Annotated in this window: 25 protein-coding genes; 11 read left to right on the forward strand and 14 right to left on the reverse strand. The window is 61.7% G+C overall.

The window, feature by feature from the left end:
- Window positions 1-13 precede the first annotated feature (13 nt).
- The gene (locus J2Y68_RS21060; protein ID WP_309996667.1) at window positions 14-730 is read right to left on the reverse strand and encodes a CoA transferase subunit A; all 717 of its coding nucleotides are present in this window, start codon (window positions 728-730) and stop codon (window positions 14-16) included.
- Between the two features lie 172 nt (window positions 731-902).
- Here J2Y68_RS21060 and J2Y68_RS21065 point away from each other — a divergent pair, with 172 nt between their 5' ends.
- Window positions 903-1,670 carry an IclR family transcriptional regulator gene (locus J2Y68_RS21065; protein ID WP_309996669.1) on the forward strand — a complete coding sequence of 256 codons (768 nt, stop codon included), beginning with the start codon at window positions 903-905 and terminating at the stop codon, window positions 1,668-1,670.
- On the opposite strand, the gene J2Y68_RS21070 is transcribed toward J2Y68_RS21065, so the two are convergent.
- The gene (locus J2Y68_RS21070) at window positions 1,663-2,235 is read right to left on the reverse strand and encodes a GNAT family N-acetyltransferase (protein ID WP_309996672.1); all 573 of its coding nucleotides are present in this window, start codon (window positions 2,233-2,235) and stop codon (window positions 1,663-1,665) included. The two genes, J2Y68_RS21065 and J2Y68_RS21070, sit on opposite strands and share 8 nt — an antisense overlap.
- A gap of 215 nt (window positions 2,236-2,450) precedes the next feature.
- Here J2Y68_RS21070 and J2Y68_RS21075 point away from each other — a divergent pair, with 215 nt between their 5' ends.
- The 5 genes from J2Y68_RS21075 to J2Y68_RS21095 all read left to right on the forward strand — a co-directional run bounded on the left by J2Y68_RS21075 (window position 2,451) and on the right by J2Y68_RS21095 (window position 5,958).
- Window positions 2,451-2,825: a VOC family protein gene (locus tag J2Y68_RS21075; RefSeq protein ID WP_309996675.1), complete on the forward strand. Its 375-nt coding sequence runs from the start codon at window positions 2,451-2,453 to the stop codon at window positions 2,823-2,825.
- Window positions 2,826-2,840: 15 nt separating this feature from the next.
- Window positions 2,841-2,966 carry a hypothetical protein gene (locus tag J2Y68_RS21080; RefSeq protein ID WP_309996678.1) on the forward strand — a complete coding sequence of 42 codons (126 nt, stop codon included), beginning with the start codon at window positions 2,841-2,843 and terminating at the stop codon, window positions 2,964-2,966.
- Between the two features lie 703 nt (window positions 2,967-3,669).
- Window positions 3,670-4,230 carry a suppressor of fused domain protein gene (locus tag J2Y68_RS21085; protein WP_309996681.1) on the forward strand — a complete coding sequence of 187 codons (561 nt, stop codon included), beginning with the start codon at window positions 3,670-3,672 and terminating at the stop codon, window positions 4,228-4,230.
- Between the two features lie 579 nt (window positions 4,231-4,809).
- Window positions 4,810-5,703 carry a hypothetical protein gene (locus J2Y68_RS21090; protein ID WP_309996683.1) on the forward strand — a complete coding sequence of 298 codons (894 nt, stop codon included), beginning with the start codon at window positions 4,810-4,812 and terminating at the stop codon, window positions 5,701-5,703.
- Between the two features lie 30 nt (window positions 5,704-5,733).
- Entirely contained in the window at window positions 5,734-5,958 is a 225-nt protein-coding gene (locus tag J2Y68_RS21095; RefSeq protein ID WP_309996686.1) for a hypothetical protein, read from the forward strand.
- A 254-nt stretch (window positions 5,959-6,212) separates the two neighbouring features.
- On the opposite strand, the gene J2Y68_RS21100 is transcribed toward J2Y68_RS21095, so the two are convergent.
- Together J2Y68_RS21100 and J2Y68_RS21105 are read right to left on the reverse strand one after the other, a co-directional pair.
- Entirely contained in the window at window positions 6,213-6,755 is a 543-nt protein-coding gene (locus J2Y68_RS21100; RefSeq protein ID WP_309996688.1) for a GNAT family N-acetyltransferase, read from the reverse strand.
- Window positions 6,756-6,986: 231 nt separating this feature from the next.
- On the reverse strand, window positions 6,987-7,808 hold the full coding sequence (locus J2Y68_RS21105) for a matrixin family metalloprotease (protein WP_309996690.1): 822 nt from the start codon (window positions 7,806-7,808) through the stop codon (window positions 6,987-6,989).
- Window positions 7,809-8,794: 986 nt separating this feature from the next.
- Here J2Y68_RS21105 and J2Y68_RS21110 point away from each other — a divergent pair.
- The 3 genes from J2Y68_RS21110 to J2Y68_RS21120 all read left to right on the forward strand — a co-directional run bounded on the left by J2Y68_RS21110 (window position 8,795) and on the right by J2Y68_RS21120 (window position 10,670).
- The gene (locus J2Y68_RS21110) at window positions 8,795-9,175 is read left to right on the forward strand and encodes a SpoIIAA family protein (protein WP_309996693.1); all 381 of its coding nucleotides are present in this window, start codon (window positions 8,795-8,797) and stop codon (window positions 9,173-9,175) included.
- Between the two features lie 332 nt (window positions 9,176-9,507).
- Window positions 9,508-9,642, forward strand: coding sequence for an SOS response-associated peptidase family protein (locus tag J2Y68_RS21115; protein ID WP_309996863.1), 135 nt, complete (start codon window positions 9,508-9,510; stop codon window positions 9,640-9,642).
- Window positions 9,643-9,980: 338 nt separating this feature from the next.
- On the forward strand, window positions 9,981-10,670 hold the full coding sequence (locus tag J2Y68_RS21120) for a fasciclin domain-containing protein (RefSeq protein WP_309996696.1): 690 nt from the start codon (window positions 9,981-9,983) through the stop codon (window positions 10,668-10,670).
- 129 nt (window positions 10,671-10,799) lie between these two features.
- On the opposite strand, the gene J2Y68_RS21125 is transcribed toward J2Y68_RS21120, so the two are convergent.
- From J2Y68_RS21125 to purU, 9 genes are all read right to left on the reverse strand, one after another.
- The gene (locus J2Y68_RS21125; RefSeq protein WP_309996699.1) at window positions 10,800-12,776 is read right to left on the reverse strand and encodes a BCCT family transporter; all 1,977 of its coding nucleotides are present in this window, start codon (window positions 12,774-12,776) and stop codon (window positions 10,800-10,802) included.
- Between the two features lie 212 nt (window positions 12,777-12,988).
- Window positions 12,989-13,795 (reverse strand): IclR family transcriptional regulator, encoded by an 807-nt coding sequence (locus tag J2Y68_RS21130; protein WP_309996702.1) that lies wholly within the window; start codon window positions 13,793-13,795, stop codon window positions 12,989-12,991.
- 39 nt (window positions 13,796-13,834) lie between these two features.
- Complete coding sequence (locus tag J2Y68_RS21135; protein ID WP_309996705.1) at window positions 13,835-15,094, reverse strand: molybdopterin molybdotransferase MoeA; 1,260 nt, start codon at window positions 15,092-15,094, stop codon at window positions 13,835-13,837.
- A 108-nt stretch (window positions 15,095-15,202) separates the two neighbouring features.
- Entirely contained in the window at window positions 15,203-16,420 is a 1,218-nt protein-coding gene (gene fdhA, locus J2Y68_RS21140) for a formaldehyde dehydrogenase, glutathione-independent (RefSeq protein ID WP_309996709.1), read from the reverse strand.
- A 142-nt stretch (window positions 16,421-16,562) separates the two neighbouring features.
- Window positions 16,563-18,893 (reverse strand): FdhF/YdeP family oxidoreductase, encoded by a 2,331-nt coding sequence (locus tag J2Y68_RS21145; RefSeq protein WP_309996712.1) that lies wholly within the window; start codon window positions 18,891-18,893, stop codon window positions 16,563-16,565.
- Window positions 18,894-18,903: 10 nt separating this feature from the next.
- Window positions 18,904-19,788: a bifunctional 5,10-methylenetetrahydrofolate dehydrogenase/5,10-methenyltetrahydrofolate cyclohydrolase gene (locus tag J2Y68_RS21150; protein WP_309996714.1), complete on the reverse strand. Its 885-nt coding sequence runs from the start codon at window positions 19,786-19,788 to the stop codon at window positions 18,904-18,906.
- Window positions 19,785-20,411 carry a cyclodeaminase/cyclohydrolase family protein gene (locus J2Y68_RS21155; protein WP_309996715.1) on the reverse strand — a complete coding sequence of 209 codons (627 nt, stop codon included), beginning with the start codon at window positions 20,409-20,411 and terminating at the stop codon, window positions 19,785-19,787. The genes J2Y68_RS21150 and J2Y68_RS21155 overlap by 4 nt, the downstream gene beginning before the upstream one ends.
- 101 nt (window positions 20,412-20,512) lie before the next feature.
- Entirely contained in the window at window positions 20,513-23,005 is a 2,493-nt protein-coding gene (locus J2Y68_RS21160; RefSeq protein ID WP_309996718.1) for a GcvT family protein, read from the reverse strand.
- A gap of 48 nt (window positions 23,006-23,053) precedes the next feature.
- Window positions 23,054-23,971, reverse strand: coding sequence for a formyltetrahydrofolate deformylase (purU, locus tag J2Y68_RS21165; protein ID WP_309996721.1), 918 nt, complete (start codon window positions 23,969-23,971; stop codon window positions 23,054-23,056).
- Window positions 23,972-24,102: 131 nt separating this feature from the next.
- Here purU and J2Y68_RS21170 point away from each other — a divergent pair, with 131 nt between their 5' ends.
- Both J2Y68_RS21170 and J2Y68_RS21175 read left to right on the forward strand, forming a co-directional pair.
- Window positions 24,103-24,783, forward strand: coding sequence for a GntR family transcriptional regulator (locus J2Y68_RS21170; protein WP_309996724.1), 681 nt, complete (start codon window positions 24,103-24,105; stop codon window positions 24,781-24,783).
- 295 nt (window positions 24,784-25,078) lie between these two features.
- Window positions 25,079-25,303 (forward strand): hypothetical protein, encoded by a 225-nt coding sequence (locus tag J2Y68_RS21175; RefSeq protein WP_309996725.1) that lies wholly within the window; start codon window positions 25,079-25,081, stop codon window positions 25,301-25,303.
- Between the two features lie 22 nt (window positions 25,304-25,325).
- Here J2Y68_RS21175 and J2Y68_RS21180 read toward each other — a convergent pair whose 3' ends face one another.
- Complete coding sequence (locus J2Y68_RS21180; protein WP_211713840.1) at window positions 25,326-26,258, reverse strand: LysR family transcriptional regulator; 933 nt, start codon at window positions 26,256-26,258, stop codon at window positions 25,326-25,328.
- Between the last annotated feature and the right edge of the window lie 14 nt (window positions 26,259-26,272).

Here is a 26,272-nt window from a genome sequence, read left to right on the forward strand (position 1 = left end):
GTGCTCCTTTGCTTCAGACCGTCAGGGGTTCGGGCCGCTGCCGGACCGTGCGCTGTTCGATGTCCTTGACCCTGTTGCTTGCCTGGACAAGCCGCTGGACGTAGACGCCAGGGGTGACTATGTGGTTGGGATCCAATTCGCCTGGCTCGACGATGACCTCGGCCTCGGCGATGGTCACCGCACCCGCGGTGGCAACCACCGGGTTGAAGTTCCGGGCTGTATAGCGGTAGATCAGGTTGCCGTCCGTGTCCGCCGTATGGGCGTGGACCAGCGCAACGTCGGCGGTGATGGCGCGCTCGCGGACGTACGTCACGCCGTCGAACTCTTCCAACGGCTTGCCTTCGGCAACCAAGGTGCCCGCACCCGTTCGCGTGTAGAAGGCCGGAATCCCGGCGCCACCGGCGCGGAGGCGCTCGGCGAGTGTGCCCTGCGGGGTGAACTCGACCTCCAACTGTCCGGCCAGGTACTGCTCCGCGAAAAGCTTGTTCTCGCCAACATAGGATGCGATGACTTTCCGGACCTGCCCGGCCTCGATCAGCACCCCGAGCCCCTTACCGTCCACGCCCATGTTGTTGGAGACGATGGTCAGGTCCTTCGCGCCCGACTCGCGGACGGCGTCGATCAGGTCCGCGGGAATACCGCTCAGGCCAAAACCTCCGACGGCGATGGTCAGGCCATCTGCCATGAGGTCATGGAGCGCTGTGGCTGCGCTCGCGTGGATCTTGGACACGGGAACTCCTCTTTGAGTCTGGTTGGCTTCCACGTTGTGGACATTTCCTTCTTGCTTAGGAGCCTAGGTTTGGTCACCTCCGGGGTCAAGAAGCCGGAGTGTCAACCACCCACGGTGTGGACGATAGACTGATACGTGTCCATAATGTGGATGAAATCTCTTGGAGGGTACCGTGGCAGTTCAGGGAGCGCAGGTTGTGGGTCGGGTGGCGATACTGCTGCGCTTGGTGGGTCGCAAGCCTGAGGGGACTTCCTTGGCGGGGTTGGTCCGCGAATCCGGGCTCACCCGGCCCACTGTTCACCGGCTGCTGATGTCGCTGGCCGCCGAGGGCTTCCTGGAACACGATTCCGGCACCGGCAAATGGGTACTCGGACCTGAAATTTTCCTGCTCGGGTCTGTTGCAGCTGCCCGTTTCCCTATGGAGGACATCGCCCGCCCATCCCTTCGCAGGCTGGCTACCGAGACGGGAGAGAGCGCATTCTTCTCCATCCGTCGAGGCAACGAGACCGTATGTGTGCTGCGCGAGGAGGGCTCGTTCCCCGTGCGATCGTTCGTGCTCCATGAAGGTGTGCGGTTTCCCTTGGGCGTTGCCTCGGCGGGCACGGCGATCCTGGCCTTCCTGCCCGCCGAAGAACAGGAAGCGTTGCTGGCCGAATGGGCAGAGCACGCAGGTGACTTTGCTGACGGCCATCCTGCTGACGTGGTGCGGGAGAACCTGGAGCAAACGAGGCTGGCCGGGTATTCAGTGAATCCCGGTTTGATCCTCGAAGGCAGTTGGGGGATGGGTGCTGCAGTCTTCGACCAGCAGGGCCGGCCGGCGTGGGCTTTGTCGCTGACCGGGATCGAACCACGCTTCCGCCCGGAACGCCAGGAATACCTGGGGAAGCTGCTGCTTGAGGAAGCGCACCGGATGACAGCCCGGTTGCAAGGAACTAGCTGAGCTCCAGCCGCATCAGCACTCTTGGAAAGCCGTTGAGTACCGATGTGGTTTCGGCGACCTTCTTGAAGCCGGCCTTCTCGAACAGCCTCCTTGTCCCGACATAGGCCATGGTCAGGTCCACCTTTCCGCCCTTGTTGTCCACGGGGTAGCCCTCTAATGCGGGGGCACCGTGGGCCTTCGCGAAGTCGATGGCTCCACGCAGGAGTTCGTGCGAGATGCCCTTTCCGCGATGCCCGGGCCGCACCCGGATGCACCACACGGACCACACCGCTGCATCGTCCACGTTCGGGATCTTCCGGTTTTTCGCGAAACTGGTGTCCGCGCGAGGGTGGACCGCTGCCCACCCGACTACCTCGTCGCCGTCGTACGCCAACACCCCCGGCGGAGGATCCTCGGCGACCAGCTTTTCAACGTATGCGCCGCGCTCTTCGCGTTGGAGGCTCAGGTTCAGCTTGGATGGGATGCGGTAGCTCAGGCACCAGCACACATTGGAGCCAGGGTTCTTGGGTCCCACCATGGTCCTGACGTCATCGAACACCGTGGCGGGGCGAACTTCGATAGCCATCCGCCCATCCTGCCATCGGGATTGGTTGCTCCGCCAGAGAAATTGCTCCGCTAGACTTACCGACGTGATGACCGGATCGGGCCTCGGCCCTGCACGGATCGGCTACCCGGCCGACCTCTGACTCGTTGTGTCGCCCGCTGCGCTTGCACGCCCCGGGCACCTCCTTCGTGGATCAATTTCCCCACCGAACTGATCCCACCGAAAAGGAGTTACACATGCCCGCGTTTTTCAACCACACCATCATCGCCTCAGTCGACCGCGCCGCATCAGCCGAGTTCTACCGTTCAATCCTCGAAGCAACTGACGCTCCGAGTTGGGGGCCGTTCACCAACCTCTCACTGGCCGGCGGGGTGATGCTTCAGTTTGCCGAGCCGCCGGTGGAGATCCAGATGCAGCACTATGCGTTCCTTGTTGATGAGGCGCACTTCGACCGCGCCTATGCGCGCCTGGTGAGTGACGACGTCGAGCATTGGGCCGATCCGCAAATGACCCGGCCGGGCGAGACGAACACCGAACACGGCGGCCGCGGGGTGTACTTTAAAGACCCCTCGGGGCACGCGCTGGAGCTGATCACCAAACCGTACTTCTAAGATGTCTTCGCCGTGATGGCGTTTGCGACTGCTCGAAAGGCAGAGGCTTACGGCGTGGAAGCCACTGCCGGGAAGGTCCTGGGAATTGTGGGTTTCGTGCTGGGACTTCTCTTTTCGATTGCCTACTTCCTCATCCGCTGAGGCCGGGTCCGGAGAGGACGCCGCTCTGGTTGGATCAACATCGAAAATGGGTGTCGGTACTCACGTTCGGAAACGTGCCGTGCACCTGGTTGAGAGGGCCGCCCATGGCGGCAGGCCGACGTCGGACAAACGCGCCTCAGGCTGGGCGGCCGGGGCAACCCACTGCGATCGGCAGGAGTCACGTAGATTCGGTGCCGCATGTGTGCGTGATTGTCTTGGAAACTAAATGCTTCCTGAGGCTGTGCTGGAGCGGCGAGAAGCAGCCGTGCCCTAAATCATGGCGGGCCGGATAGCGGCACTCTAGAACTGGATGGCTTGGCGGCATTGATTGTGATTTACGGGGGCTAACCTAGCTAGCCCGCCCGTACGCCGGCCCTCAACGTTCATCAACGAAGGCGTATCCGGGACGTCGTTGGATCACGATCCCCGGCATGTACGCACCCCCGTGCGGTGAAATGCGCAATGACGGGGAGTTCCGCAATTTGTCAGCTTCCTGCGTTTATGTCATCAATAGATCCTTTGATGGGAACCTTCGAGCTGCTCGCGTAAGACGAATCCAACTTGCGGATTTCCGATCTCCAGATCGGGTGCTTGCCAACCCTGCAATGGAAGCAAAGGAGCGAAGGATCTTGGAGAAGGTGCGGGCCAATGGTGGCCATCCGCCTGGCCAAAGGGCGTATGGTGGCCATTTGGAGGTCCATAAATGACGCGCGAAGCAACCCCAGCACATCTACTCTCCCGGTGGGGTGAGCCCGCCAGAAGAGCAACTTTCGAAGGCCAAGATCTCTCCATCGAGATTTTGAAATGGGATGCCGAAGCCACCGGTGAGGGCGTGGACATCTACGTAACTGTTGGCTCCGGTATCGGAAACCTAAAGAACGAAAACACGGCAAAACATCGAACCGAGTTTTTGCTAGGCCTTCATCCGGCACAAGATGCTGTGGTCGGCTCGTTGGCGTCGTTAGGTATTTATGAACTGAAGGTTGGCGCCACTATAAAGAGTGGGGACACGGTACCTTCCGACGGCCCGCTTTGGCCAGGAACGGAAATGATGGCGTTCCTGATTCTGGAGCAGGAGGAAGTTATCCCAAAGTCGCAGCTGTCCGATGGATCCCATGTTCATTTTCTACAAGCCATTCCATTGCATGAGTCGGAGCTGATATTTAAACGTAGCTACGGCGTAGAAGCACTCATGGGCTGGTGGGAAGACAACATGGTTCCTTTCTGGGATCCGAACAGAGGTCCCGCGGTTCCTGATCTCTGAGGATGACGAGCGTAACCTGGGCCGTCGACCCGGAGCCAGGAGACGGGATTCCTTCGGCACGCATGACGGCTCCGGGCATCTCCCTCCCAAGCTGGGGCACTCAGCGAGTTTCGTTAGTTGACGCTGAGGTCTCATGGGAAGGCGATACCCGTCTGGCCACCCAATTCATGGACACCGTCAACATCACCTGAACGGTCCGGCCAGGATCACCGGGGATCCGCTTCCCTCGCAAAGCTAAGGGAACAGAGTTGGGTCCAATATACGAAGGTGCCGCAGCCAACGCCGGGGCGAGAGCGTCCTAACGAGGTGTTCCAGTCCTAAGGAACTGGAACACCTCTGTCAGCAAACCCTCCGAGGCAGTGTGACCGCAACTAGCGCGGAGTACCTGGCAGAGCCGCGCTGGGGTACCAATGTTCCCTATGGGGTTCTCTGGACACTTGACTTGCGAAGTGAAAGTTAGCCATCGATACTGTGGGTTCGGCACAGCGCCGGAACGTTTCCGCAGCTCAGGCGGCGGAACGTTATCATTTTGGGGGTATTTTGAAGCATCATTTTTTGAGGTCGGTTGTCGCTGGCCTCATGACGGTCGCAGCTCTGGCTGCCGGGATCAATTCGGCTGCAGCTGCGCCGGTCCCCGCTCCTGCGGTACAGGATGCGGGACTTCATGTCATCGACAAAGCAGAGGTGCTAAAGGATTCCGCAACCATTCTGACGGGACCTGCAGGCGCAGAGAATCTCTCCGTCTTGGTTCCTGGAACAATCATTACTTCTCAGCAGGCAGATACACGTCACGTTCCTTCAGGACTTTTCAAGGGCGAAGGCGATCCTCTTCTGAAGACTGCCCTGCCGGATTCCACGATCACCAGCTACGCGACGGAAAAGGGAACCCAGTCACTCATCTCCATCACTGGAGAGGACGCCCCGCAGGAATACCGATTCGCAATGGATCTTCCGGAGGGCGTCTCCACGGCAATCAGTGCTAACGGAAGCATCGCAATCACTGCTGCCAGCGGCGAGACGCTGGGGCAGATAGACGCACCTTGGGCTTACGACGCTAACGGGGTCGCCGTGCCCACCAAGTTCTCGCTCGATGGTTCCGTCCTGGTACAAACCGTTCAGCACAGCTCGTCAACGGTCTATCCGGTAGTGGCCGATCCGAGTATCCAATGGGTTCCTTGGCCGGTCCTGGCAGTGAGCGGTATCGAAATCAAGATGTTCTCTTCGATCGCGGTTGCAATCGGAGCTGGCGGCGCGTGGGCTGGTTGCACGTTCAGCAAGGTCACCGGAGTTGCCGCCAAGATCGTGAGCCAAATCTGCACCGTTGTTGGCGTAGGCGGAGTCGCAGGAGTGGTCAATTATGTGAGCAACACCTATTCGAACTCTAGCGTCCAACCGCTAGGCTGCTACGGAGTGTACATAACCAATCCAGGGTGGGGCCTACGCTCAATGCCTGCACGGGACTGCGGGTTCTGATGAAACCCGTCACTGAAAGGACGCAATGACATGAAGTGGTACCGATACGTGCATAGTGTCTTATTCGTCGCTTCCTTCATCCCGCTTGTGCTCTCGCTGTGGCCTTTCTGGCAGGGAATTCTGCTGCCTTTGATCGTGCTGATCCCCTTCTCGATCAACGAGATAGTGATCGACCGGCGTGAGAAGCGGTCCGCGCAAGGCAAGCCAGGCCAGCTCAGCCGTCAATCCAAGTTGGCGCACGCCTACCGGGACTAGCCAAATGATAAGACCCTAAACGGATGAAAGGCCGGCACCGGACCTGACCGGTGCCGGCCTTTTCTGTTCCTTCTGACAAGCCCTGATTGGTTCACCATTACCTCGTCGCTCAGAAGCCAGACGTCAGTCATCGCGACCATCCGCATACACGATCACTACCGGCGACGGGGGTAATCCACCGGGACTGTTCCACTTCCAAGGAAGTGGGAACACCGAAACCGCGGCAGAGCAGCGAGGTCCGGTTAGCGTGATTCCTAATGAGCAGGAAGGCGCGAGTACATGTACATGTCCTTGCGTTGGCCGCCAATCTCTAGCCAGCTCCTCATCGTCCCTTCACGTGCGAACCCGCTGCGCTCGGCTGCGCGCCAGGATCCCTCATTCCACGGCTCGACGTAGAGTTCCAGCCGATGAATCCCGGGCTGGGCAAGACCCCAGGCGGCGAGGGCACCTAAAGCAGAGGAAGCAGCTCCCTTCCCTCGATGGGCGGGTGCCACCCAATAGCCAATGCTCGCCCGGCCCTGGCTAAGGTTCTTCAGCCACAGTCCGATTTGGCCAACCGCCTGATCAGAGGAGGAATCAGCAATAGCGAAGGAGTGCCCGGTGCCATCAACTAAGCGTTGCTGCTGTCTTTCGATGAAGGCCAGAGCTGCCTGGTGTGAACCGCTGGCGGGAACCGTCGTGATGGGAGGAATCAGTGGATCGCTCGAGGCTTCCTGGACCACGGGAACATCGGCCGCCGTAAACGGGCGGAGCCTGTAAGGAGACGCGACGAGTACAGGCTGCACCAGGGTATTCATTCTCAGACTCTACGCGGAGTCCCCGGGATGCGTCGGAGATACCGAAACTGCCACCGTCCCACTCCCAAGGAACTGGGACACCCAGTGTAAGTAGGTCTCAGTCATCATTATTGACCGGCAACTGCCCCGCGCTTACGGAATCAAATTTCTATGCAGTGGGAGCAGAATTGATCCATGGGTGCTGGACAATGGCTTCTGGACTTCGTCAGTATCACTGAAGCTCGTGTCCGCCTAGAAGTGGTAATGCGCGTAGTAGGACGCTAGGTCACCGGCACCGAGTGAATAATCTGACCACATACAGGTTCCCATTTCTGGCCGCATCACTTGCTCTGTCTCTTGGTGCAAACCAGCGTGAGCCATGCCATATGCGTGCCCAAATTCGTGAGCCGCCACTCCGCCCAGGACGTAGGTGGTGCCTGAACATAGGGAGCTTCCGTTTTGATTAAGCGCCCAGTTTCTGTTTGAGCTGTCAAAAGCGATATCAGCGTCGTAAATGCGAGTGGCATCAGCATAGGCGCATGTCACGGCGAGCGTCCCGGGGTCATTGATCGCTTTGAACGTCACTGTATTTCGATGGTCAGGGAGTAGTCCGCAGGTTCTATCTGAGTTGACGCTGGCGATACTAGATGTTGTTCCCTGGTAAAAGGTCTCGATCTTCATGATTGGGTAATTGACATTGCAATCCGTTCCCCTATTCTCCCAAACAGCTGATGGCTGGGTGAGGTTGGCTTCAACAACCTGTTGGGGGCCGGGTAGTGGGTAGGACGCGCTTGAGGTCATTTTCCAGATGTAATCCACATCGGTCCAGCTCTTAGGGCCGATGTTCACCTTGTTGTAGGCGCACTTGGTGTTCGTAACCGCAGTTGGAACTCCCGTCCCTATGGATGCGAACGGGTTGTCGTCGATATCTTTCTTCTTTAGCTTCGATTCCAACTTTCGTGAGCCGTGGATCCTCTCTCTGCCATCGGAATACCGTTCCATGACGGCTAGGGTCCCCTCTGCACTTGTGTGGGCGATTACTTCGGGGAACTCTTCGTAACCGGCCGCGGTCATGGCACTGAGGGTGACGGTATCCCCAGGGCGAGGCACCGTCATAAGTGCCCCCGAGGGTAGCCTGACTTTCGCGCCAACAAGAGCGCACGAGGTCGAGTCATCCAAGGGCAGGTTGCGGGCTTCTATGACGCGTGTGGCCTGCTCGTGAGGTGAGGCGGGCAGCTGACACGTCTTGGGCACGTCGGCCTGGCTGGCCGAAGGAGCGAAGGGCCCGGTGATCAGCAGCAACGACGTCGCCACCACCAGTGCAGCATACTTTTGAATCTTCAATTTCCCCCAATATGAATTTCTATCTACTTATTAGTGTGTAGTCCTTGCACGTGTCAGAAGGTGAAGGGCTCGGCGAAGCAGCCGAGGGAGCGGGCACGTCGACGGCTGACTGAGAGTTAGCGGAAGGGGTCGGCGTAGGCGCTTCACATGCTGGTTCGCTTGGTTGCGCGCAAGCAGGAATAGATAGCGTTCCGACACAGAGAATTAGAGTGCCTAGAACGAGACGGAGCCGATTATTCATTGTTCCCCCAACGATTAGGGGAAACCTAACAGGGAACGGCGCCACCGGCAACCATTCAGGCTTGAAGCCTGAATGAAACTGTGTCCCAGTTCCAAGGAAGTGGGATACCTGTTGCCGTCGATCAAACAGGAACAGGGGTAAGAAGGCGCATCTTGTTCGAATGCATCCGTAAAGTGGCGTTGGGGGGGGGGGTGGAGGGCTAGGAGGACGTTGTGGTACTTACGGCGAAGATTCGTAAAGCGACGGACGCAGGCTGGAACTCTATGTGATCGAGTTGCCTGAGCTTGAGGTTCATGCCCGAGCGGTTGAGGACATTCCGCGCGTGGTCAGAGAGACGACGGCGATCCTGACGGGTCTGCCCGAAGACTCTTTCGACGTTCTGGTTTGCTATTTGCTGGAGACAACGGGAACGAAACCGTAGGTTCTTTTCAATGGACAGAGGTAGCATGGCGATCCATACGATATGGGGGCGTGAATGGAATCAATCACTGTTGATGGCGGCAAGGGAACCGTAGGGCTCGATGCGGGGGGATTCTTCCATCTGGTGTGGAAGCCAGAGACCGCATTGGCCGTTGAGGACGTGCACGCGGCGATAGAAGCAATCAACGAGCTGGCCCACGGTGCTGAGTACCCGATGTTGATCGACATCACGCATACCCGGTCAATCACCCGGCAAGCCAAGGCCGCGTTCAGCACCAAGTGTGCTGCGTCGAGGATTGCCTTGCTCGGATCAAGTCCGGTCAATCGTGTCATCGCAAATTTCGCCATGTCACGTCGTACTCTTCCTTGCCCTACCCGCTTCTTCACTTCCCGTGATGAGGCGATGAATTGGCTTCTGCACACGCCCTCTCCCTAACGGAGAGCTGCATCTGGCGGCTCTGCCTTGGCCCTCGGCAAAACCCGGCAAGGCCCTGTGCCGTCAGGGTTTCGGGTGACTGTTTTGTGGGCAGAATAGGCTCATGTGCGGCAGATACGTGATGTCCAAAGCAACCAGTGACCTTCTAAGCCACTTCGAGGCCAAGGAGATCGAAGGCAGCCCGCCGGGCCGAGCTGGAACGTCGCCCCGACCCAGAACGTGCCCATCGTGGCCGAATGCCTGGATGAAGGCACCATCGACCGGCGCCTGCTGATCGCCGGTGGGGCCTGATCCCATCCTGGGCCAAGGACATCAAGCTCGGCTCCAAGCTGATCAATGCTCGCAGCGAGAGCATCCTGGAGAGCCCGTCGTTCCGCTCAGCTGCGGTCAAGCGCAGGGAAATCGTTCCCGCCGAGGGCTACTACAAGTGGCAGAAGCCCGAGGATGGCAAGAAGATCCCGAACTAACTCTTATCCAATCTTCTTCCCAGGACTCGTCAGCCGAAAACTCCAGGAGCTGTTTCCTGAGCAACCACGCGAGCTCAACGCACCCTGAACCAGCCGCGGTCCGCAGCCTTCGCGCCTGTGGCGGGACCGGCGTCGAACGCTGCGTACGTAACCAAGCCGTCGCAGACCGGGCTGGGACCGATAAAAAAACTTTTTCAATCCCCACCCATCCACCCAGCCCCACCCTCCGAATAGCTGGTGAGACACAAACAACCGGTGGCGCAGAAGCAACGCCGGGCCGCCCGTGTCCCACTACCGAATGGATCCAACGCCCTGGTTCCAAAAACAAGGAGAATGACATGTTGTCCACAAAGCGCCCCGCCCTCGCCTTCGTTGGCCTCACTGCAGCCGCCCTTCTCGGACTCACGGCCTGTGGTGGTTCAAGCACCTCCAGCACCCCCGCTTCTTCGTCGGCAGCCGCGCCGTCATCCGCGGCTCCTTCTTCCATGGCACCGTCGCCATCGTCCTCGGCCATGGCAAGCACCGCCATGGATCCGGCCCGTGACCTGGTTGGCCCCGGCTGCGCCGGTTACGCCTCACAGGTTCCCGACGGCGCCGGTTCCGTTACGGGCATGGCCCAGGACCCGGTAGCAGTAGCTGCGTCCAACAACCCGCTGCTGAAGACGCTGACCGCCGCTGTTTCGGGCAAGCTCAACCCCAAGGTGGACCTGGTTTCCACCCTGAACGGCAGCGAATTCACGGTGTTCGCGCCGGTTGACGACGCGTTCGCCAAGATCGACCCCGCAACCATTGAGACGCTCAAGACGGACGATGCCCTGCTGAGCAAGATCCTCACCTACCACGTAGTCCCCGGCCAGCTGAGCCCGGACAAGATCGCTGGCACCCACAAGACCGTCCAGGGTGGAGAAGTGACCGTAGCCGGCTCCAAGGACGCCCTCACGGTTGACGGCGCCAAGGTGATCTGCGGTGGCGTTCACACCGCCAACGCAACGGTTTACCTGGTTGATTCGGTACTGATGCCCAAGTAGGCCTTACCGCCTTTGGTAACAACAAAGCAGGCGCCGGGATCCGGCGCCTGCTTTGTTGTTATGTTGCGGTGTTAGCTGCTCACGTCGGTGTCGACGTAGGAGCCGGGCCGGTTGTGTTCCGAGCCGCTGCTACTTTTCGCTGGAGTTCAGCGGGGGCTGTCCAACCAACGGGATGGTCCCTGTGGCCGTCCCTCCTGGGCAATCCGACTCGGTGCAGCTCTCGGCACACTCATGCTTGGTGACGAGGTCGAATTGGACACCGCCGTGTTGCTCCACCCCGGTGCGGATGGCACGTTCCACCACGGACGTGGCCAAGCGCTTGTGCAGCGACAGGGGATCGCGCCTCAGGTCCTTGGTCAGCGCGAAACAGAGCAACAGCATGACGATCACGAACGGCAGCGCCGCCACGATGGTGACTCTTTGCAACCCGGCTAAAGCCTCCGATGGTTCGTCACCACCGGCCAGGAGCATGACGGCGGCAACAGCACCGGTGAGGCTTCCCCAGAAGATGACGACGGCGCGCCGCGGGTGCTCAGCCCCGTTGGAGCTGAGCGAACCCATGACGATCGAGGCCGCGTCGGCTCCGGTGATGAAGAAGATAGCTACGAGCACCATGGCCAGGACAATGACAGCGGCTGTGGCCCATCCGGGCATCCCAAGGTTCTTGACCAGGTCGAAGAGAGCACCGTCGAAGTTGACGGAGGGCACCCCGTTGGTGGTGGTTACCAGCCCAGGTGTGCCTGCCTTGTCCGCTTCCTGTTGGACTTGGAAAGCGGCTCCGCCGAAGATGCCGAACCAGATCACGCTGACAACACTGGGGACCAGGAGGACGCCGGTGACGAACTGGCGGATGGTGCGGCCCCGGCTGATGCGTGCGATGAACAGGCCAACGAACGGCGTCCAGGAGATCCACCATGCCCAGTAGAAGATGGTCCAGCTGGTCATCCAGCTGCGCAGTGCATCGTCGCCCACGGCTTCGGTCCGGGATGACATTTCGGCGAGGTCGCGGGCGTAGTCGCCGATGGCGGAGGGAATCAGGTTGAGGATGAAAAGGGTGGGGCCGGCAATGAAGACAATAAGTGCCAGCACCACGGCCAGCACCATGTTGATGTTGGACAGCCACTGGATTCCGCGGCTGATGCCGGAGACCGCTGATGCGACGAAACAGAAGGTCAGGATGGCCACGATGACTACCAGCACCGGAGTGCCAATCTCGCCCATCCAGCCGTTGGACGTCATGCCGCTGCCGATCTGGAGGGCGCCGAGGCCGAGGGACGCGGCGGTTCCGAACAGCGTGGCGAAGATAGCCAGGATGTTGATGAACTTGCCAACGGGCCCTTCCACCATCCTGATACCGAACAGCGACGTGAACGCTGCGGAGACCAGCTGCTTGCGGCCCAGACGGTACGTACCGTAGGCCATGGCAATGCCGACTACTGCGTACATGGCCCACGGGTGGAGGGTCCAGTGGAAGATCGAGGTGGCCATGGCGGTCTGGATGGCGGCGGGAGTGCGCCCATCCACGGTTCCGGGCGGGGGCGAGATGTAGTGGTAGAGCGGCTCGGCTACGCCGTAGAACATGAGGCCGATGCCCATGCCTGCGGCGAACATCATGGCCACCCATGAGACGGTGCGGAATTCCGGCTTCTCGCCGTCCTTGCCCAGCGGGATGTTGCCGAACTTGCCCAGGGCCAGCCACAGCACGAAGACAACGAACAATGATGCGAGGACCATGAACAGCCAGCCGGTGTATTCCATGACCCAGTTCAGGGCACCCTTGGATGTTTCCGAAAGGCTGTCGCGCCCCACAAAGCCCCAGACCACGAAGGCGACGGCGATGGCGCCCGTGATTCCGAAGGTGACTTTGTCGAGGGTAAGTTTCTGGTTCCGGCGGGCCGAAACGGCCTGCTCGGTCTTGGCGTTGCGCAGTTCTACCAGGATCTGTTCGTATTCTTCGGAATCCGGGAGAGCTGCTGCGCCTCCGTCCTCATCGTTGAGGGCTGTTGCATCGGGGGAGACACTGATCTCCACGTGGACGGGGTTGGGTGCTGCGTTGGCAGGTAAATCCTCGGGTACCAAGGATTTTGTGTCACTGTTTGTAGCCATGAGCGGGTCCTTTGCTCGGCGAGTCATGGGCTTTCGGTTAATTACTGGTTGGGGGTGTTGGTGCTGGGACTCAAAGCCCGGCAGGTGTTCCGCAGGAATCAACAACATTCGCGGTATGCAACAGAGTGCGCTCCGTCACAGGCAAAGTCAAGAGTTTTCGGCTCTTTGAAGTTAAATTGATATATCAATTGGCTTCGAGTGTGGGTTGGCGTTTACCGACCCCGGAAACCCATCTTGGCGCTGATGGTCAGCCCCGCCTCACGGAGGGCATCGATAAGTCCCGGCTGGTCCTCCGGCGCAAAGCGGAACGCAGGTCCGGAAATACTGATCGCCGCAATGACGCTTCCCGTGTGGTTGTAGATGGGCGCTGCGACAGCATTGAGTCCGATTTCAAATTCTTCGTGGACCGAGGCGAACCCGTCCCGGGCAACGTCGAGCAACTGTTTCTCCAACTCGTCGCGGTTGGTGATGGTGCGGGGCGTTCGCGCAGGCAGGCCCACGGCTTTGAACACCCGGCTCCTTTCATCGGCGCTCAGGGCAGCCAAGAGCACCTTGCCGCTGGACGTGGCATGCAGCGGGGTGAGGCTGCCCACCCAGTCATGGGTGGCAAGCGTCGAAGGCCCCATGGCTTGGTCCACGTTCACTGCGTAATTGGAGCGCAACACCGCCAGGTTGACAGTTTCCTTGTATTCGGACGCGAGGGCTTCCATGACCTCCCGTGCCTCATGCACCACGCTGAGTCTGCCGGGAATGGACGAAGCCAAGCGGAGGATTCCAAAGCCCAGCTGGTACTTGCCCCGTTCGCTGTTCTGCCGGACGAGTTCCCGGCTCACCAACGAGCCCATCAGCCTGGACACGGTGGATTTGTGGACGCCCATTTCCTCGGCGATCTCGCTGACGCCAGCATCGCCCTTCCGGGCCAGGATTTCCATGATCTGAAGTGCGCGGTCCACTGACTGGACGCCGCCGCCCTGGGCGTCAGCGTCCTTGTCGATGTCCGGGTTGATGCGTGCGGCCATGGACCTCATCCTAGACGGACGCCCAGGGCCGGTTCGGGGCTACGGGCTCATGCGAGCCTCCGGTGGCGTCGTCCATGGCAGCGGCATGACAGGAACGGGAGCACCGGCTTGGACGCCTTCAGCTGGCACAACCATGAAGCCATCAGCCTGGGCGAGGCCCCGCATCATGGCGGGCCCGGTGTGCGCGACAGGGACGGCCAGTCCGTGGCTAAAGATGCAGGGGACCAGCCTCGTCCTGCCGGGGTCCGGTTCGACGTCGGCTCCGGAAGTCAGCTGCCCGGCCACGGCCAGCTGTCGGTTGCCGAGGGCGGCCAGCAAAGGCTCGCCAAGGGTGAGGAGGGCCATCATGGCGGCCAGGGGATTTCCCGGAAGCCCAAGGACGAACCGGCCGTCGGGAAGTTTCCCCAGCACCGCAGGGTGGCCCGGCTTCATCGCGATCCCGTCAAGCAGAAGGTGCCCGCCCATGGCCTCGATTGCAGCACGGAAGTGGTCGGTTCCGGATTTTCCGGTGCCACCGGTGGTGACAGTTACGTCCGCCCGTGGGCCATCGGGCGCCACGGCAAGGGCGGACAACCATTCCTGGTACGAATCGCCAATCCTTCGCTGCCCGCCCGGCACCGCCCCGAGCTGGGTGAGGACTGCGCCCAGTTGCGGCCCAAAGGTGTCGCGAACCTGCCCCGGTGCCGGTTCGCCCGAGGTCACCACTTCGGAGCCCGTAAGTACGACGGCGACGACGGGCTTACGCTGCACCCGCACCTGGTCGTGGCCTGCTACGGCTGCGAGGGCGATGTGTGCCGGGTTCAGGAGGGTGCCGGCCGGTATGAGGACTTCGCCGGCGGATGCTTCTTCGCCGGCAGGGCGGATGTGGCGGCCCGGGAGCGCTTCGCCGCGTCCGGCGTCGGGCTTCAGCGTGAGCTGTTGGGTTCCTGGTGCGTCCCCGGATACGAGGCCGCTTTCCTTGCGGAGGATGCCTGAGGTGCCGGCCGGAACCAACCCTCCTGTGGCGATGACGCTTGCTTGGCCGGGGGTGAGTGGCGAGTTCGGGGCGGTGAGGGTCCATGGCCCGTCACCGCTGAAGGCCCAACCATCCATGGCGGAGGAGGCGTAATGCGGGATGTCCCGACGCGCGGACACCCCGGAGGTCAGTACCGATCCGATGCCCTTCTCAAGCGGCACCAAGACGGACCCGAGCGGCGTTGCGGATCGAAAGGCCAATCGACGCGCTTCGGACCACGTGGCGCCCTTCGTCACGCAAGGCATGCGGAAGGTCCCGACGTCGGATATTGCTTGTGCGAGCATGCTGCCCATTTCCTCGTGTGGTGGATGCCGGGGGCAGCTCGGCCTTCCCGTAATTACTGCCGCGCCGCCCCCGGCATCCGTTGAGTGCGTACTTAACCTCGGGGTACTTTAGTTCTTCACGTAGCCGTTGGGGTTCAGTACGAACTTTGTTGCCGCCCCGGCGTCGAACTCTGCGTAGCCGCGTGGCGCGTCTTCGAGCGGAATAGCCTGGGCGTTGACGGCCTTGGCGATCTGGACCTTGTCATGAAGGATGGCCATCATGAGTTGACGGTTGTACTTCATGACTGGGCATTGCCCGGTGGTGAAGGACAGGGACTTGGCCCAGCCGGTCCCCAAGGACAGCGAGAGCGAACCGTGCTTGGCTGCTTCATCGATTCCGCCCGGATCGCCCGTGACGTACAGGCCCGGGATGCCCAATGACCCTCCGGCCGCTGTGATGTCCATCAGCGAGTTCAGCACGGTGGCTGGTGCCTCATGCGATGCGTCCTTGCCGTGTCCGCGGGCTTCGAAGCCCACGGCGTCCACGCCGCAGTCGACTTCCGGCACGCCGAGGAGCTGTTCGATCTGGTCCTTCGGATCGCCCTTGGATACGTTGACGGTTTCGCAGCCGAAGGAGCGCGCTTGTGCGAGGCGGTCTTCGTTCATGTCACCCACAATGACGACGGCGGCACCCAGCAGTTGCGCGCCGACGGCAGCCGCGATTCCCACGGGTCCGGCCCCGGCGACGTACACGGTGGAACCGACGCCCACGCCGGCAGTGACGGCACCGTGGAAGCCGGTGGGGAAAATGTCCGAGAGCATGGTGAGGTCCATGATCTTTTCCAGGGCCTGGTCACGGTCGGGGAAGCGAAGCAGGTTCCAGTCAGCGTAGGGGACCAGCACGTACTCGGCTTGTCCGCCCACCCAGCCACCCATGTCCACGTAACCGTAGGCACTGCCTGGGCGGTCCGGGTTGACGTTGAGGCAGATCCCGGTCTTTTGTTCCTTGCAATTCCGGCAGCGGCCACAGGAAATGTTGAACGGCACCGAGACGATGTCGCCCACCTTGATGAACTCGACGTCGGGACCCACCTCCACCACTTCGCCCGTGATTTCGTGGCCAAGGACCAGGTCTTTCGGCGCGGTGGTGCGGCCTCGGACCATGTGCTGGTCCGAGCCGCAAATGTTGGTGGTCACGGTGCGCAGGATGACGCCGTGGGGTACCTTCCGGCCGACGTTGGCCGGATTGACCCCTGGCCCGTCCTTGAGTTCGAACGTGGGGTACTCGGTATTGATGATTTCTACGACACCGGGTTCCTTGTAGGCGACTGCTCTGTTTCCTGACATGACACTCCTTAGGGTGTTTGGTGGTGCGGAAATGTGGGGCTGGCCAGTTGCCCGAAAGCGGTGCTCCGATGAGGAAATACCTCCCCAGGTTTCAGGCATCGAAGCACCTTTTACGGGCAACTGATCAGCTGTCTTTCTGGGCTTATGGGCTGGCGATGGGCCGTTCCAGCCTGATGATCACGGACTTGGACGTCGGCGTTCCGCTGGTGTCTGCGACGGAGTCCAGCGGTACAAGGACGTTGGTTTCGGGGTAGTAGGCCGCAGCACAGCCTTTGGGGGTGGAGTAGGCAACGATCCTGAAGTTCTCCGCAATCCGATCGGTGCCTTGGAACTCGGACACCAGGTTGACCATGTCCCCGTCCGCGAACCCGAGCTCGTGGATGTCGTCGGCGTTGATGAGGACCACGCGTCTGCCGCCGTGAATGCCGCGGTAGCGGTCATCCTTGCCGTAGATGGTGGTGTTGTACTGGTCGTGTGAACGGAGGGTCTGAAGTACCAACCGGCCGGCCGGGATCTTGATGTATTCCAGCTCGTTGCCCGTGAAATGGGCTTTGCCGGAGGCGGTGTCGAACTTCCGGGCGTCGCGCGGCGGGTGCGGAAGGACAAAACCTCCGGGATGCTGGATCCGGTCTTCGAAATCCTTGAAACCGTCAAAGACTGCCTCGATGTGCTGGCGGATGAGGGTGTAGTCATCCCGCATGGACAGCCACGCTGCCCTGGGAGTGTTGGGCCGGCGGACGCTGTCATCGGTGAAGAGCCTGTGGGCGAGGTTGCAGACTATTGCCACTTCGGAATGCAGGTGCTCGCTGGCCGGCTTGAGGCGTCCGCGCGATGCGTGGACCGCGCTCATGGAGTCCTCCACGGTGACGCGTTGGTCGCCGGTCAGCTGGGTGTCCTTCTCGGTCCGTCCAAGGGTGGGCAGGATCAGCGCCCGTTGTCCCGTGGACAGGTGGGAGTGGTTCAGCTTGGTGGAGATCTGGACGCTCAATCGTGTGTTGGCCAGCGCTTGTTCGGTGACATCCGAGTCGGGGGCCGCACGGACGAAGTTCCCGCCCATTCCCATGAACACCCTTACCTTGCCGTCACGCATGGCCCGGATCGCTGCCACGGTGTCGTAGCCGTGTTCCCTGGGGGAGCGGAATTCGAATTCGTGATCCAGCCGGTCGTGGAACGCCTCCGGCATCTTCTCGAAAATTCCCATGGTGCGGTCGCCCTGGACGTTGGAGTGCCCACGCACCGGGCAAACGCCTGCCCCGGGTTTGCCGATGTTGCCTTGAAGGAGCAGGACGTTGACTACGTCGCGGAGGGTGGGAACGGAGTGTTTGTGTTGCGTAAGGCCCATGGCCCAGCACACGATCGTGGCATTTGAGGCGAGCAGCCGTTCCCCGGTGGAATGGATCTGTTCCAGCGTGAGGCCTGTTGCCTCCACGATGTCCTCCCACTCCACTTTCTCCAGGTAACGCAGGTAGTCGTCGATTCCCACGGTGTGGTTGGTGATGAACTCGTGGTCCAGCACGGTTTGCATGCCCGGAGTTTTCCGCCCGGCCGCTTCGGCCTCCAGCAGGTACTTTCCCAGGCCCTGGAAGAGGGCCTGGTCTCCGCCGGCGCGGATCTGCAGGAAATCGTCAGTCAGCTGCGTTCCTACCACCATCCCGGCGACGTGCTGCGGATTCTCGAAGTGCAGGAGCCCGGCTTCGGGGAGGGGATTGACGGACACGATCACCGCGCCGTTCTTCTTGGCCTTTTCCAGGGCACTGAGCATGCGGGGGTGGTTGGTGCCGGGATTCTGGCCCGCGACAAAGATCAGTGACGCCGTTTCCAGGTCTGTCAGGCTGACGGAGCCTTTCCCGATGCCAATCGTTTCGACCAGGGCCGAGCCGGAGGATTCGTGGCACATGTTGGAACAGTCAGGGAGGTTGTTGGTGCCCAGGCCCCGCACCAGGAGTTGGTACACGAAAGCTGCCTCATTCGAGGTCCTGCCGGAGGTATAAAACACGGCTTGGTCCGGATGGTCCATGCCTCGAAGCTCCTCGGCCATGAGGTCGTAGGCTTCGTCCCACCCGATGGGACGGTAGTGGCTGGCACCCTGATCAAGGAACATGGGATGGGTGAGCCGACCTTGCTGGCCCAGCCAGAAGTCATCGCGGGTTTTCAGCTCAGCCACCGAGTGCTGGGCGAAGAATTCTGGAGTGACCCGGCGTCGGGTGGCTTCCTCGGCGACGGCCTTGGCGCCGTTCTCGCAGAATTCGGCCGCGTTGCGCTTTTCGTGTTCGGGCCAAGCGCAGCCCATGCAGTCGAATCCATCGAGCTGGTTGACCGCCAACAAGGTCTGGACGCTGCGGATCGGACCCATCTGTTCCAGCGAGATCTTCAGGGCATTGGCCACGGCGGGGATGCCCACAGCCTTGGTTTTGGGTTTGGTGACGGTCAGCTTCGACTCGTCGATGTTTTCACGGGGAGCTTTGGAATGCATGGGAATCCCTTCAGATCCGGGACGTGCAAGTGGTCAGCAATCCGCTGCGGGACTGCTGCCGGGCAGCTTCGACGGTGTGCAGCAGCAAGAGTGCGGTGGTCACTGACCCGACGCCGCCCGGAACCGGGCTCAATGCGGCTGCAACCCCGGTGACGGTGGCTTCGTCAACATCCCCTACAAGGGAACCGTCGGGCAGGACATTGGTGCCGACGTCCACCACTACCGTCCCCGGCGTCACATGGCTGCCCTTCAGCAGCCCGGTCCGTCCGGCGGCAACAACCACGACGTCGGCTGGCTGGGTAAAGCGCCCCAGCTCGCCCGATTTCGAGTGGCAGATGGTGACGGTTGCGTCCCGTTGGAGGAGCAGCAGGGACAGCGGCTTGCCTACTACGGCGGAACGCCCGACGACGGCCACGCTTCTTCCAGCGACGGGAACCTCGTAGTGGTCCAAAAGTTCAACAACGGCGCGTGCCGTGGCCGGAGCGAACGCGGGCTGGCCGACAGCCAGGCGTCCGAGACTAAGGGGATTGGCGCCGTCGATGTCCTTATCCGGAGCTATGAGGCCCACCAGTCCGTCAGCCCGGACGCCGGCAGGCAGCGGCGTCTGGAGGATGATGCCGTTGACGGAAGGTTCCGCGCTCAGGTCCCTCAACACCCCGGCGAGCACTTCTTCGGTGGCGTCGTGGCCAAGGTCGACGATCCGGCAGTCGATTCCTGCGCGTGCGGCTGAACGCTCAATGGATCGGACATACCAATGTGTGGACTCGTCCTCCGTAGCCACTACCACCGCCAGGACGGGGCGCAGGCCACTGGCCTCAAGGGGGCGGGCTTCGTCCTGTGCCCGCTGCTGGATGAGGCCGGCGAGCCTCTTGCCGGACAGTACTGAGGTATTCAAGCGAGGATCCTTTCGCGGACGCGCTTCGTCAGGGAATCGGCCGCGAGGACCACCTTGTCCTCGAGTCCGTCGGTCTGTTCAGCCAAGCGGGACCGGGCAGCACCATCCTTGATGGCAACTACGTTGATGTCTATGTTCACGCGGGCCGTGGTGGCCGCAGCGCGGGCGGCATCCGCTGCTGCGGCGATGTCGCTGATGACATTGGGATTTGCCACGTCAAAGAGCTCGGCTGCAAGGTCCACTACGTTTCCGGCAAGCGTGATGAGCTGCGCGGGAGTTTGGGCGGCTTGGACCAACGCGTCCTGGATGGCCGCCGTTCGTGCAGCTTTGAGTTCGTCCGTACCCGAGGGGAGCTTGTAGGAGTCAATGACGCCTTGGAAAGCATGCTCGTCGGCGTCGGCGAGGCGCAACGCTTCAACCACCAATTGGTCCGCCTCGGTGGTGATGCGGGCGACGTGATCGGCGTACTGCTCGTATTTCGGACCGGTGGTGTACCTGGCCACCATTCCCACCAGCGCCGCACCTTGGGCAGCGTGAACTGCTGCGGCAGCACCCCCTCCCGGGGTGGGCTGGCGTGAAGCGAGCCTCGCGAGGTAGTCGGTGATGGATTCTGAACTGATCATGAGTCTTCCTGGGCTGAGGTGGAGAAGCATGGAATGGCAGCGGCCCGGACCTGGTTGCGCTGGGTTGGGTCCGGGCCGCTGGCCGACTGGGGCGCCGGGCTTTAGCCGCGGAGCCTGCTCATGGTGGGGTCGTACAGCGGATCTTCGGTGACGGTGGCCTGGATACGGCGTCCGAAGTACTCGATTTCCACTGAGTCGCCGAGGGACACAGCGGCTGGCAGGTAGGCGTAGGCAATCGGCTTCCTCACCGTGTAGCCGTAAGCGGCACTGGTGACGTAACCAACAGCCTGGTCCTTGTAGAACACCGGTTCCTTGCCCAACACCAGGCTCCTGCCGTCGTCGACCGTCAAGCAGCGCAAGCGGCGCGCGGAGCCTTCCTCGGTGCGTCCTTCAAGGGCGGCCTTGCCGATGAAGTTCTCCTTGGTCATCTTCACGGCGAAGCCCAGGCCGGATTCGTAGGGGTCGTGCTCGGTGGTCATGTCGCTTCCCCACGAGCGGTAGCCCTTCTCGAGGCGCAGCGAGCTGAACGCGGCACGGCCTGCGGCAATGACACCGAATGGCTGGCCGGCCTTCCAGAGCGCATCCCAGAGGCGCTGGCCGTTGTCCGCGCTGGTGTAAAGCTCCCAGCCGAGTTCACCTACGTAGGAAAGGCGCATGGCCGTAACAGTGACGCCGCCGATGGTGACCTTCTTGGCGCGGAAATACTTCAGGCCGTCGTTGGTGAAGTCGTCGCTGCTGGCGTTGCTCATCAGGTCGCGGGCAAGCGGACCCCACAGGCCGATGCAGCACGTGCCACCAGTGGTGTCGCGGACCTGGACCCAGTCGCTGGCGCTTCCGTTCTTGGTCTGGTGACGGGCCGCGCGCTCAAAGTAGGCGGTGTCGATGTTGCCGTTGGCACCCAGCTGGAAGGTCTCCTCATCCAGGCGGGCAACCGTGATGTCGCTTCGGATCCCGCCGGCTTCATCCAGGAGCAGGGTGTAGGTGACGGCACCGGGCTTCTTGGCGAGGTCGCCGGTGGTCAGTTCCTGCAGGAGCTTCAGGGCTCCGGGGCCGGAAACTTCCAGGCGCTTCAGCGGCGTCATATCGTACATGGCAACTGCCGTGCGGGTCTTCCAGGCTTCCGCTGCAGCGATGGGGGAGCTGAACATCCCGGACCAGGCGTCACGTGCAGGTGGCTGCCACTCGTCCGGCATTTCCTTCAGCAGTTCGGCGTTGGCCTCGAACCAGTAAGGGCGTTCCCAGCCGGCGCCTTCCAGGAAGTAGCCGCCGAGCTGCTTGTGGCGGGCGTGGAAGGGGCTGACGCGGAGGTTGCGGGGGGAGAGCTTGGGCTGGAGCGGGTGCATGACATCGTAGATTTCCACGAAGTTCTGCTGGGACGTCTCGCTGACGTACTCCGGCGTGAGCTGGACCTCTTCGAAGCGGTGGATGTCGCAATCGCCAAGATCAATCTTCGATTTCCCGTCAACCAGGAGCTCTGCCACCGCGCGGGCGATGCCGGCGGAGTGGGTGACCCACACGGCCTCGGCAACGAAGAAACCATCCACTTCCTTGGACTCGCCCACCAGGGAGCCGCCGTCCGGGGTGAAGGAGAAGATGCCGTTGAAGCCGTCCTCGATTTCGCTTTCGCGCAATGCCGGGAGGATTTGCTTGGTTGCTTCCCACGCGGGGAGGAAGTCTTCGAGCGTGAAGTCCAGGCGTGACGGCATGTTGTGTTCGCTGATGCTGCTGGGCTCGTAGTCGCCAAGCTCATCCAGGTCCACCGGCATGGGGCGGTGTGCGTAGGAGCCGATGCCGTAGCGCTCGCCGTGCTCGCGGTAGTAAAGGTCCTGGTCCTGGTGGCGCAGGATGGGCAGCGAAGCACCGTTGGGCTGCGGGTTCTTACCCTTCTGGGCCGGCACCGGAGTGGTCTTGACGTACTGGTGTGCCAGCGGCAGGAGCGGCACGGACATGCCGATCATCTCGCCGATCTTGGCACCCCAGAAACCGGCGCAGGAAACCACGATGTCGGCGGGGATGACGCCGTCCGCGGTCTGGACACCCGTAACGCGGCGGTCCTCCTGCTCGATTCCGGTGACGGTGGTGTTGCCCAGGTAGGTGACGCCTGCGGCCTCAGTGCGCTTGATGAGCAACTGGACTGCGCGGGCGGCAAGGGCCAAACCATCGCTGGGGACGTGGAGTCCGCCGAGGATGTCTTCCTCGTTGATGAGCGGGTAAAGCTCCTTGCACTCTTCCCGGGAGAGGATCTTGCCATCAATGCCCCACGCCTGCGCATAGCCGAGCTTGCGCTTGAGGTCCGCCAAGCGGGTTTCGGTGGTGGCAACTTCAAGGCCGCCTACCTGGTTGAAGCAGCTTTGGCCGTCCTCCGTGAGGGACAGGAGCTTCTCCACCGTGTACTTGGCGAAGAGGGCCATGGACTTGGAGGGGTTTGTCTGGAAGACCAGGCCCGGTGCGTGCGAGGTGGACCCGCCAGGCATGTTCAGTGGTCCCTGGTCCAGGACGGTGATGTTGTTCCAACCACGGGTGACGAGTTCGTCGGCGAGGTTGGTGCCGACGATCCCGGCTCCGATGATGACAATGCGAGGCGTGGTTGCCATGAAGAATTCTCCTGCTGAAGTTCGTGGGTCTGGGGCTGGACGGGCTGGTTAGCGGAAGACGATCGTGCTGGTCTGGTCCAGGAGGACGCGGTGTTCGCAGTGCCAGCGGACGGCACGGGAAAGCGCAAGGGCTTCGGCATCCTGGCCCACGGTGGAGAGCGCGTTGGGGCCGTAGCTGTGGTCCACGCGGATGACTTCCTGCTCGATGATCGGTCCCTCGTCCAGTTCGGCAGTGACGTAGTGGGCTGTTGCGCCCACCTGCTTTACTCCGCGGTCATAGGCCTGGTGGTAGGGGCGGGCACCCTTGAAGCCGGGCAGGAAGGAGTGGTGGATGTTGATCGCCCGGCCTTCGAGCTTGCGGCACAGGTCGTCAGAGAGGACCTGCATGTAGCGGGCCAGGACCACGAGGTCGGCCTCGTATTCGTCCACCAGATCCAGGAGCCTCTGCTCCGCTTCGGCCTTGGTGTCCGCGGTGACGGGAACGTGGATGAAGGGCAGGCCCGCTGCCTCGGCCATCGCGCGGTGAGTCTCGTGATTGGAGACAACTGCTACCAGCTCACCGCCAAGGCTGCCCCCGCGCCAGCGGAAGATGAGGTCGTTGAGGCAGTGGCCAAACTTGGAGACCATCACCAGGACCCGCTGCTTGGTTTCGCCGTGGAAGCTGAACTTCATGTCGAAGCGGTCCGCGATGGAGCGGAACTCGTCCTCAAGCTGCTCCGGTGTGTAGTTCTTGGCCCCAGAGAAGGCCGTGCGGAGGTGCAGGGTCTGGCGGAGGCTGTCGTCAAACTGCTGGTGTTCTTCGATATTGAAGCCTCGGTCGAAGAGGAAAGTGGTGACTGCCTGCACGATGCCGGGCTGTTCGACGCACGACAATGTGAGTACGAACTTCTGCGCCTGCTCGTCCTTGAGCTGGCCGCGTTCAGCCGGAAGAGTGCTGAGGTGGGGGTCTGAAGCTACGAGGGTCATGGGTCCTCCTGGGATGTTTGCCTAGATATATTCTTGGGACGTGAACTGATATATTAGGATTGGAAATCAGCGTATACTGGTGTCCAGAGCAGGTCAATAGATTTCCCGTTCTTGAAAAAGGAGTTGGCTCGGTGGCTACTGGAACTCTTGCAAGCATCGGCGACGCCACCAGGAAATCGCTGGCTGACGTGGCATATGAACGGTTGCGTGATCGACTCCTGATGCTTGAGATCAAACCGGGGGATATCCTCAACGACGAGCAACTCGCCAAGGAACTGGAAGTCGGGCGCACTCCCGTTCGGGAAGCCCTGAAGCGGTTGGAGCTGGACCGCCTGGTGATTACCTACCCGCGGCGGGGAACATTTGCCACCCGTGTGGAAGTGACCGACCTGGCCTTCATCTCCGAAATCCGGGCGCAATTGGAGCCCCTTGCCGCAGCCCGTGCGGCACGGGTCGCCTCGGCCGCCACCAGGGAGCGGCTGCGGAGCGTGATGGGTGCTGTGGAGGACTTTGATGTCAGTGCCGCCTCGGTTGTGGAGACGCTACGGCTCGACGCAAGCGTTCACCAGGGCATTTACGCGGCGGCTGCCAACCCGCACCTGGAAGACATCCTGATCCGTTACGACAACCTGGCGACGCGCATCTGGTGCATGGTGCTGGACCGCTTGCCGGACCTGGAACATCACGTCCGCGAGCATCTGGACCTTCTGAAGGCAGTTATCGATGGCAAAGAAGATGAGGCCGCCGAGCTCGCCAGGGTCCATGTCAACGGGTTTGAGCGCGCCGTCCGTCAGGCATTGTTCGCGGCATAGGGGCAGTAGTTCCACTGACGCGACAGCTCCCGTGGGGACGGTTGACGCGGCGCTAACGGCCCAGCATACTGGATCCTTCTACTAATATATCATCCGTATATCAGGGGTCGGCTGGCAGCTACCCAGCGTCCATCCGGTGCTTGAGATGGAATCCCCCCAATTCCCCGGAGTATCACATGACTACACGAGACCCGCTTTTGGAACACATTCGCTTCACGGGCGGCACGATGGCCGGCAGCAATGTCGACGAGATCCCGCAGCCCCACCGCCTCGCCGAGCGCGGCTGGTGAGTGGGATGCCGCAGACGACGCAGCCCAGGACGGTGGATGGGCGGGCCTTGCGCAAGGACTGGGCCCAGCTGACAGGACATGTGGTGGAAGTGTGGCTCGAGGGCGACCGCGTAATGACCGGGGTGGTGGAACAGGCGGCGGCTGATGACTCCGTCCTTTGGATCGCAGCGCACGGAGCCGATCGGCGGAAGCTTTTTGATCAGTCCACCGGGTACGAGGTGTGGGCCTAGCCGAACAGCGAACGCGCCAGGCTCAGGCCTCATCCTCGGGCCGGGCCGTGAGGATGCGCTGCGCCGTCTTCTGGAGGATATCCAGTGACTCCTTGATGAGGGGCGAGGCCATGCTTCCCCTGCGCACCGCAGCGACGATGCGGCGTGCAGGCTTGCCCTTGCCCGTAATGCGTAGCCGGACCACGTTTTCGGCACCGTGCAATGGTGCCAGCCTCGGCAACAGGCCCACGCCCAGACCTGCTCCCACGAAGGCGATCTGGGTCTCCCATTCCACGGCCTCATGGGCTATCCGCGGTGTGACTCCGACGGCGGTGAATGCCGCCGTGAACAAGGAATGGTAGGTGGAGCCGGCCGCCTCGGTGATCCATGGTTCGGATGCCAGCTCTTCGAGTGTCACCGTTGCACGGGTCGCCAGTGGGTGGTCGGCGGGAATGATGACGTCCAGGGGATCGTCCAGCAGGACGGTTTGCTCGAAACGCGGATCGTCTTCCCCGTAGGTGTCGGACTGCATGGCAACAATGACTGCGAGATCGATTCGCTCGGCAACCAGCAAATCGAAGCAGCGTGAGGGGTTGGCCTCCAAAACCTGCACTTCCAGGAGGGGCCGGGTTGTGCGGAGCGTGGCGGCCAGCGGCGCGAGCAACTGGGCGGCCGCCGTCGAAAATCCGCCGAGGCCGAAGTGGGACTGGACCTGGTCGCCGGCCTTCATGGCCGCGGCCCGCAGGTTTTCCCAATCCGCAATCAGGGTGTCCGAGCCGGAGACGAGGAAGCGGCCCGTAGCCGTCAGGCGCACGCCCCGGCCGTCCTTGGTGAGCAGTTGCATCCCCAGCATGCGTTGGAGCTCGCGCAGCTGGGCGGAAACTGCGGAGGGAGAGTAGCCGGTGAGTTCCGCGGTTGCCCCGACGGTGCCGCAGCGGGCAAACACCCGGAGGGTAATCAGCCGTGGATCGATCATGCACCCATCATGCA

The organism is Paenarthrobacter nitroguajacolicus (assembly GCF_031455195.1).
Taxonomy (GTDB): Bacteria; Actinomycetota; Actinomycetes; order Actinomycetales; family Micrococcaceae; genus Arthrobacter; species Arthrobacter nitroguajacolicus_D.

Coding starts and splice junctions, on each gene's coding strand:
- J2Y68_RS21180 (WP_211713840.1), bottom strand. CDS start 26,258: ATGATCGATCCACGGCTGATTACCCTCCGGGTGTTTGCCCGCTGCGGC.
- J2Y68_RS21135 (WP_309996705.1), bottom strand. CDS start 15,094: ATGCTCGCACAAGCAATATCCGACGTCGGGACCTTCCGCATGCCTTGC.
- J2Y68_RS21105 (WP_309996690.1), bottom strand. CDS start 7,808: ATGACCGCGGCCGGTTACGAAGAGTTCCCCGAAGTAATCGCCCACACA.
- J2Y68_RS21130 (WP_309996702.1), bottom strand. CDS start 13,795: ATGGCCGCACGCATCAACCCGGACATCGACAAGGACGCTGACGCCCAG.
- fdhA (WP_309996709.1), bottom strand. CDS start 16,420: ATGTCAGGAAACAGAGCAGTCGCCTACAAGGAACCCGGTGTCGTAGAA.
- J2Y68_RS21125 (WP_309996699.1), bottom strand. CDS start 12,776: ATGGCTACAAACAGTGACACAAAATCCTTGGTACCCGAGGATTTACCT.
- J2Y68_RS21075 (WP_309996675.1), top strand. CDS start 2,451: ATGCCCGCGTTTTTCAACCACACCATCATCGCCTCAGTCGACCGCGCC.
- J2Y68_RS21110 (WP_309996693.1), top strand. CDS start 8,795: ATGGAATCAATCACTGTTGATGGCGGCAAGGGAACCGTAGGGCTCGAT.
- J2Y68_RS21155 (WP_309996715.1), bottom strand. CDS start 20,411: ATGATCAGTTCAGAATCCATCACCGACTACCTCGCGAGGCTCGCTTCA.
- J2Y68_RS21090 (WP_309996683.1), top strand. CDS start 4,810: ATGACGGTCGCAGCTCTGGCTGCCGGGATCAATTCGGCTGCAGCTGCG.
- J2Y68_RS21100 (WP_309996688.1), bottom strand. CDS start 6,755: ATGAATACCCTGGTGCAGCCTGTACTCGTCGCGTCTCCTTACAGGCTC.
- J2Y68_RS21080 (WP_309996678.1), top strand. CDS start 2,841: ATGGCGTTTGCGACTGCTCGAAAGGCAGAGGCTTACGGCGTGGAAGCC.
- J2Y68_RS21175 (WP_309996725.1), top strand. CDS start 25,079: ATGCCGCAGACGACGCAGCCCAGGACGGTGGATGGGCGGGCCTTGCGC.
- purU (WP_309996721.1), bottom strand. CDS start 23,971: ATGACCCTCGTAGCTTCAGACCCCCACCTCAGCACTCTTCCGGCTGAA.
- J2Y68_RS21160 (WP_309996718.1), bottom strand. CDS start 23,005: ATGGCAACCACGCCTCGCATTGTCATCATCGGAGCCGGGATCGTCGGC.
- J2Y68_RS21085 (WP_309996681.1), top strand. CDS start 3,670: ATGACGCGCGAAGCAACCCCAGCACATCTACTCTCCCGGTGGGGTGAG.
- J2Y68_RS21070 (WP_309996672.1), bottom strand. CDS start 2,235: ATGGCTATCGAAGTTCGCCCCGCCACGGTGTTCGATGACGTCAGGACC.
- J2Y68_RS21145 (WP_309996712.1), bottom strand. CDS start 18,893: ATGCATTCCAAAGCTCCCCGTGAAAACATCGACGAGTCGAAGCTGACC.
- J2Y68_RS21120 (WP_309996696.1), top strand. CDS start 9,981: ATGTTGTCCACAAAGCGCCCCGCCCTCGCCTTCGTTGGCCTCACTGCA.
- J2Y68_RS21095 (WP_309996686.1), top strand. CDS start 5,734: ATGAAGTGGTACCGATACGTGCATAGTGTCTTATTCGTCGCTTCCTTC.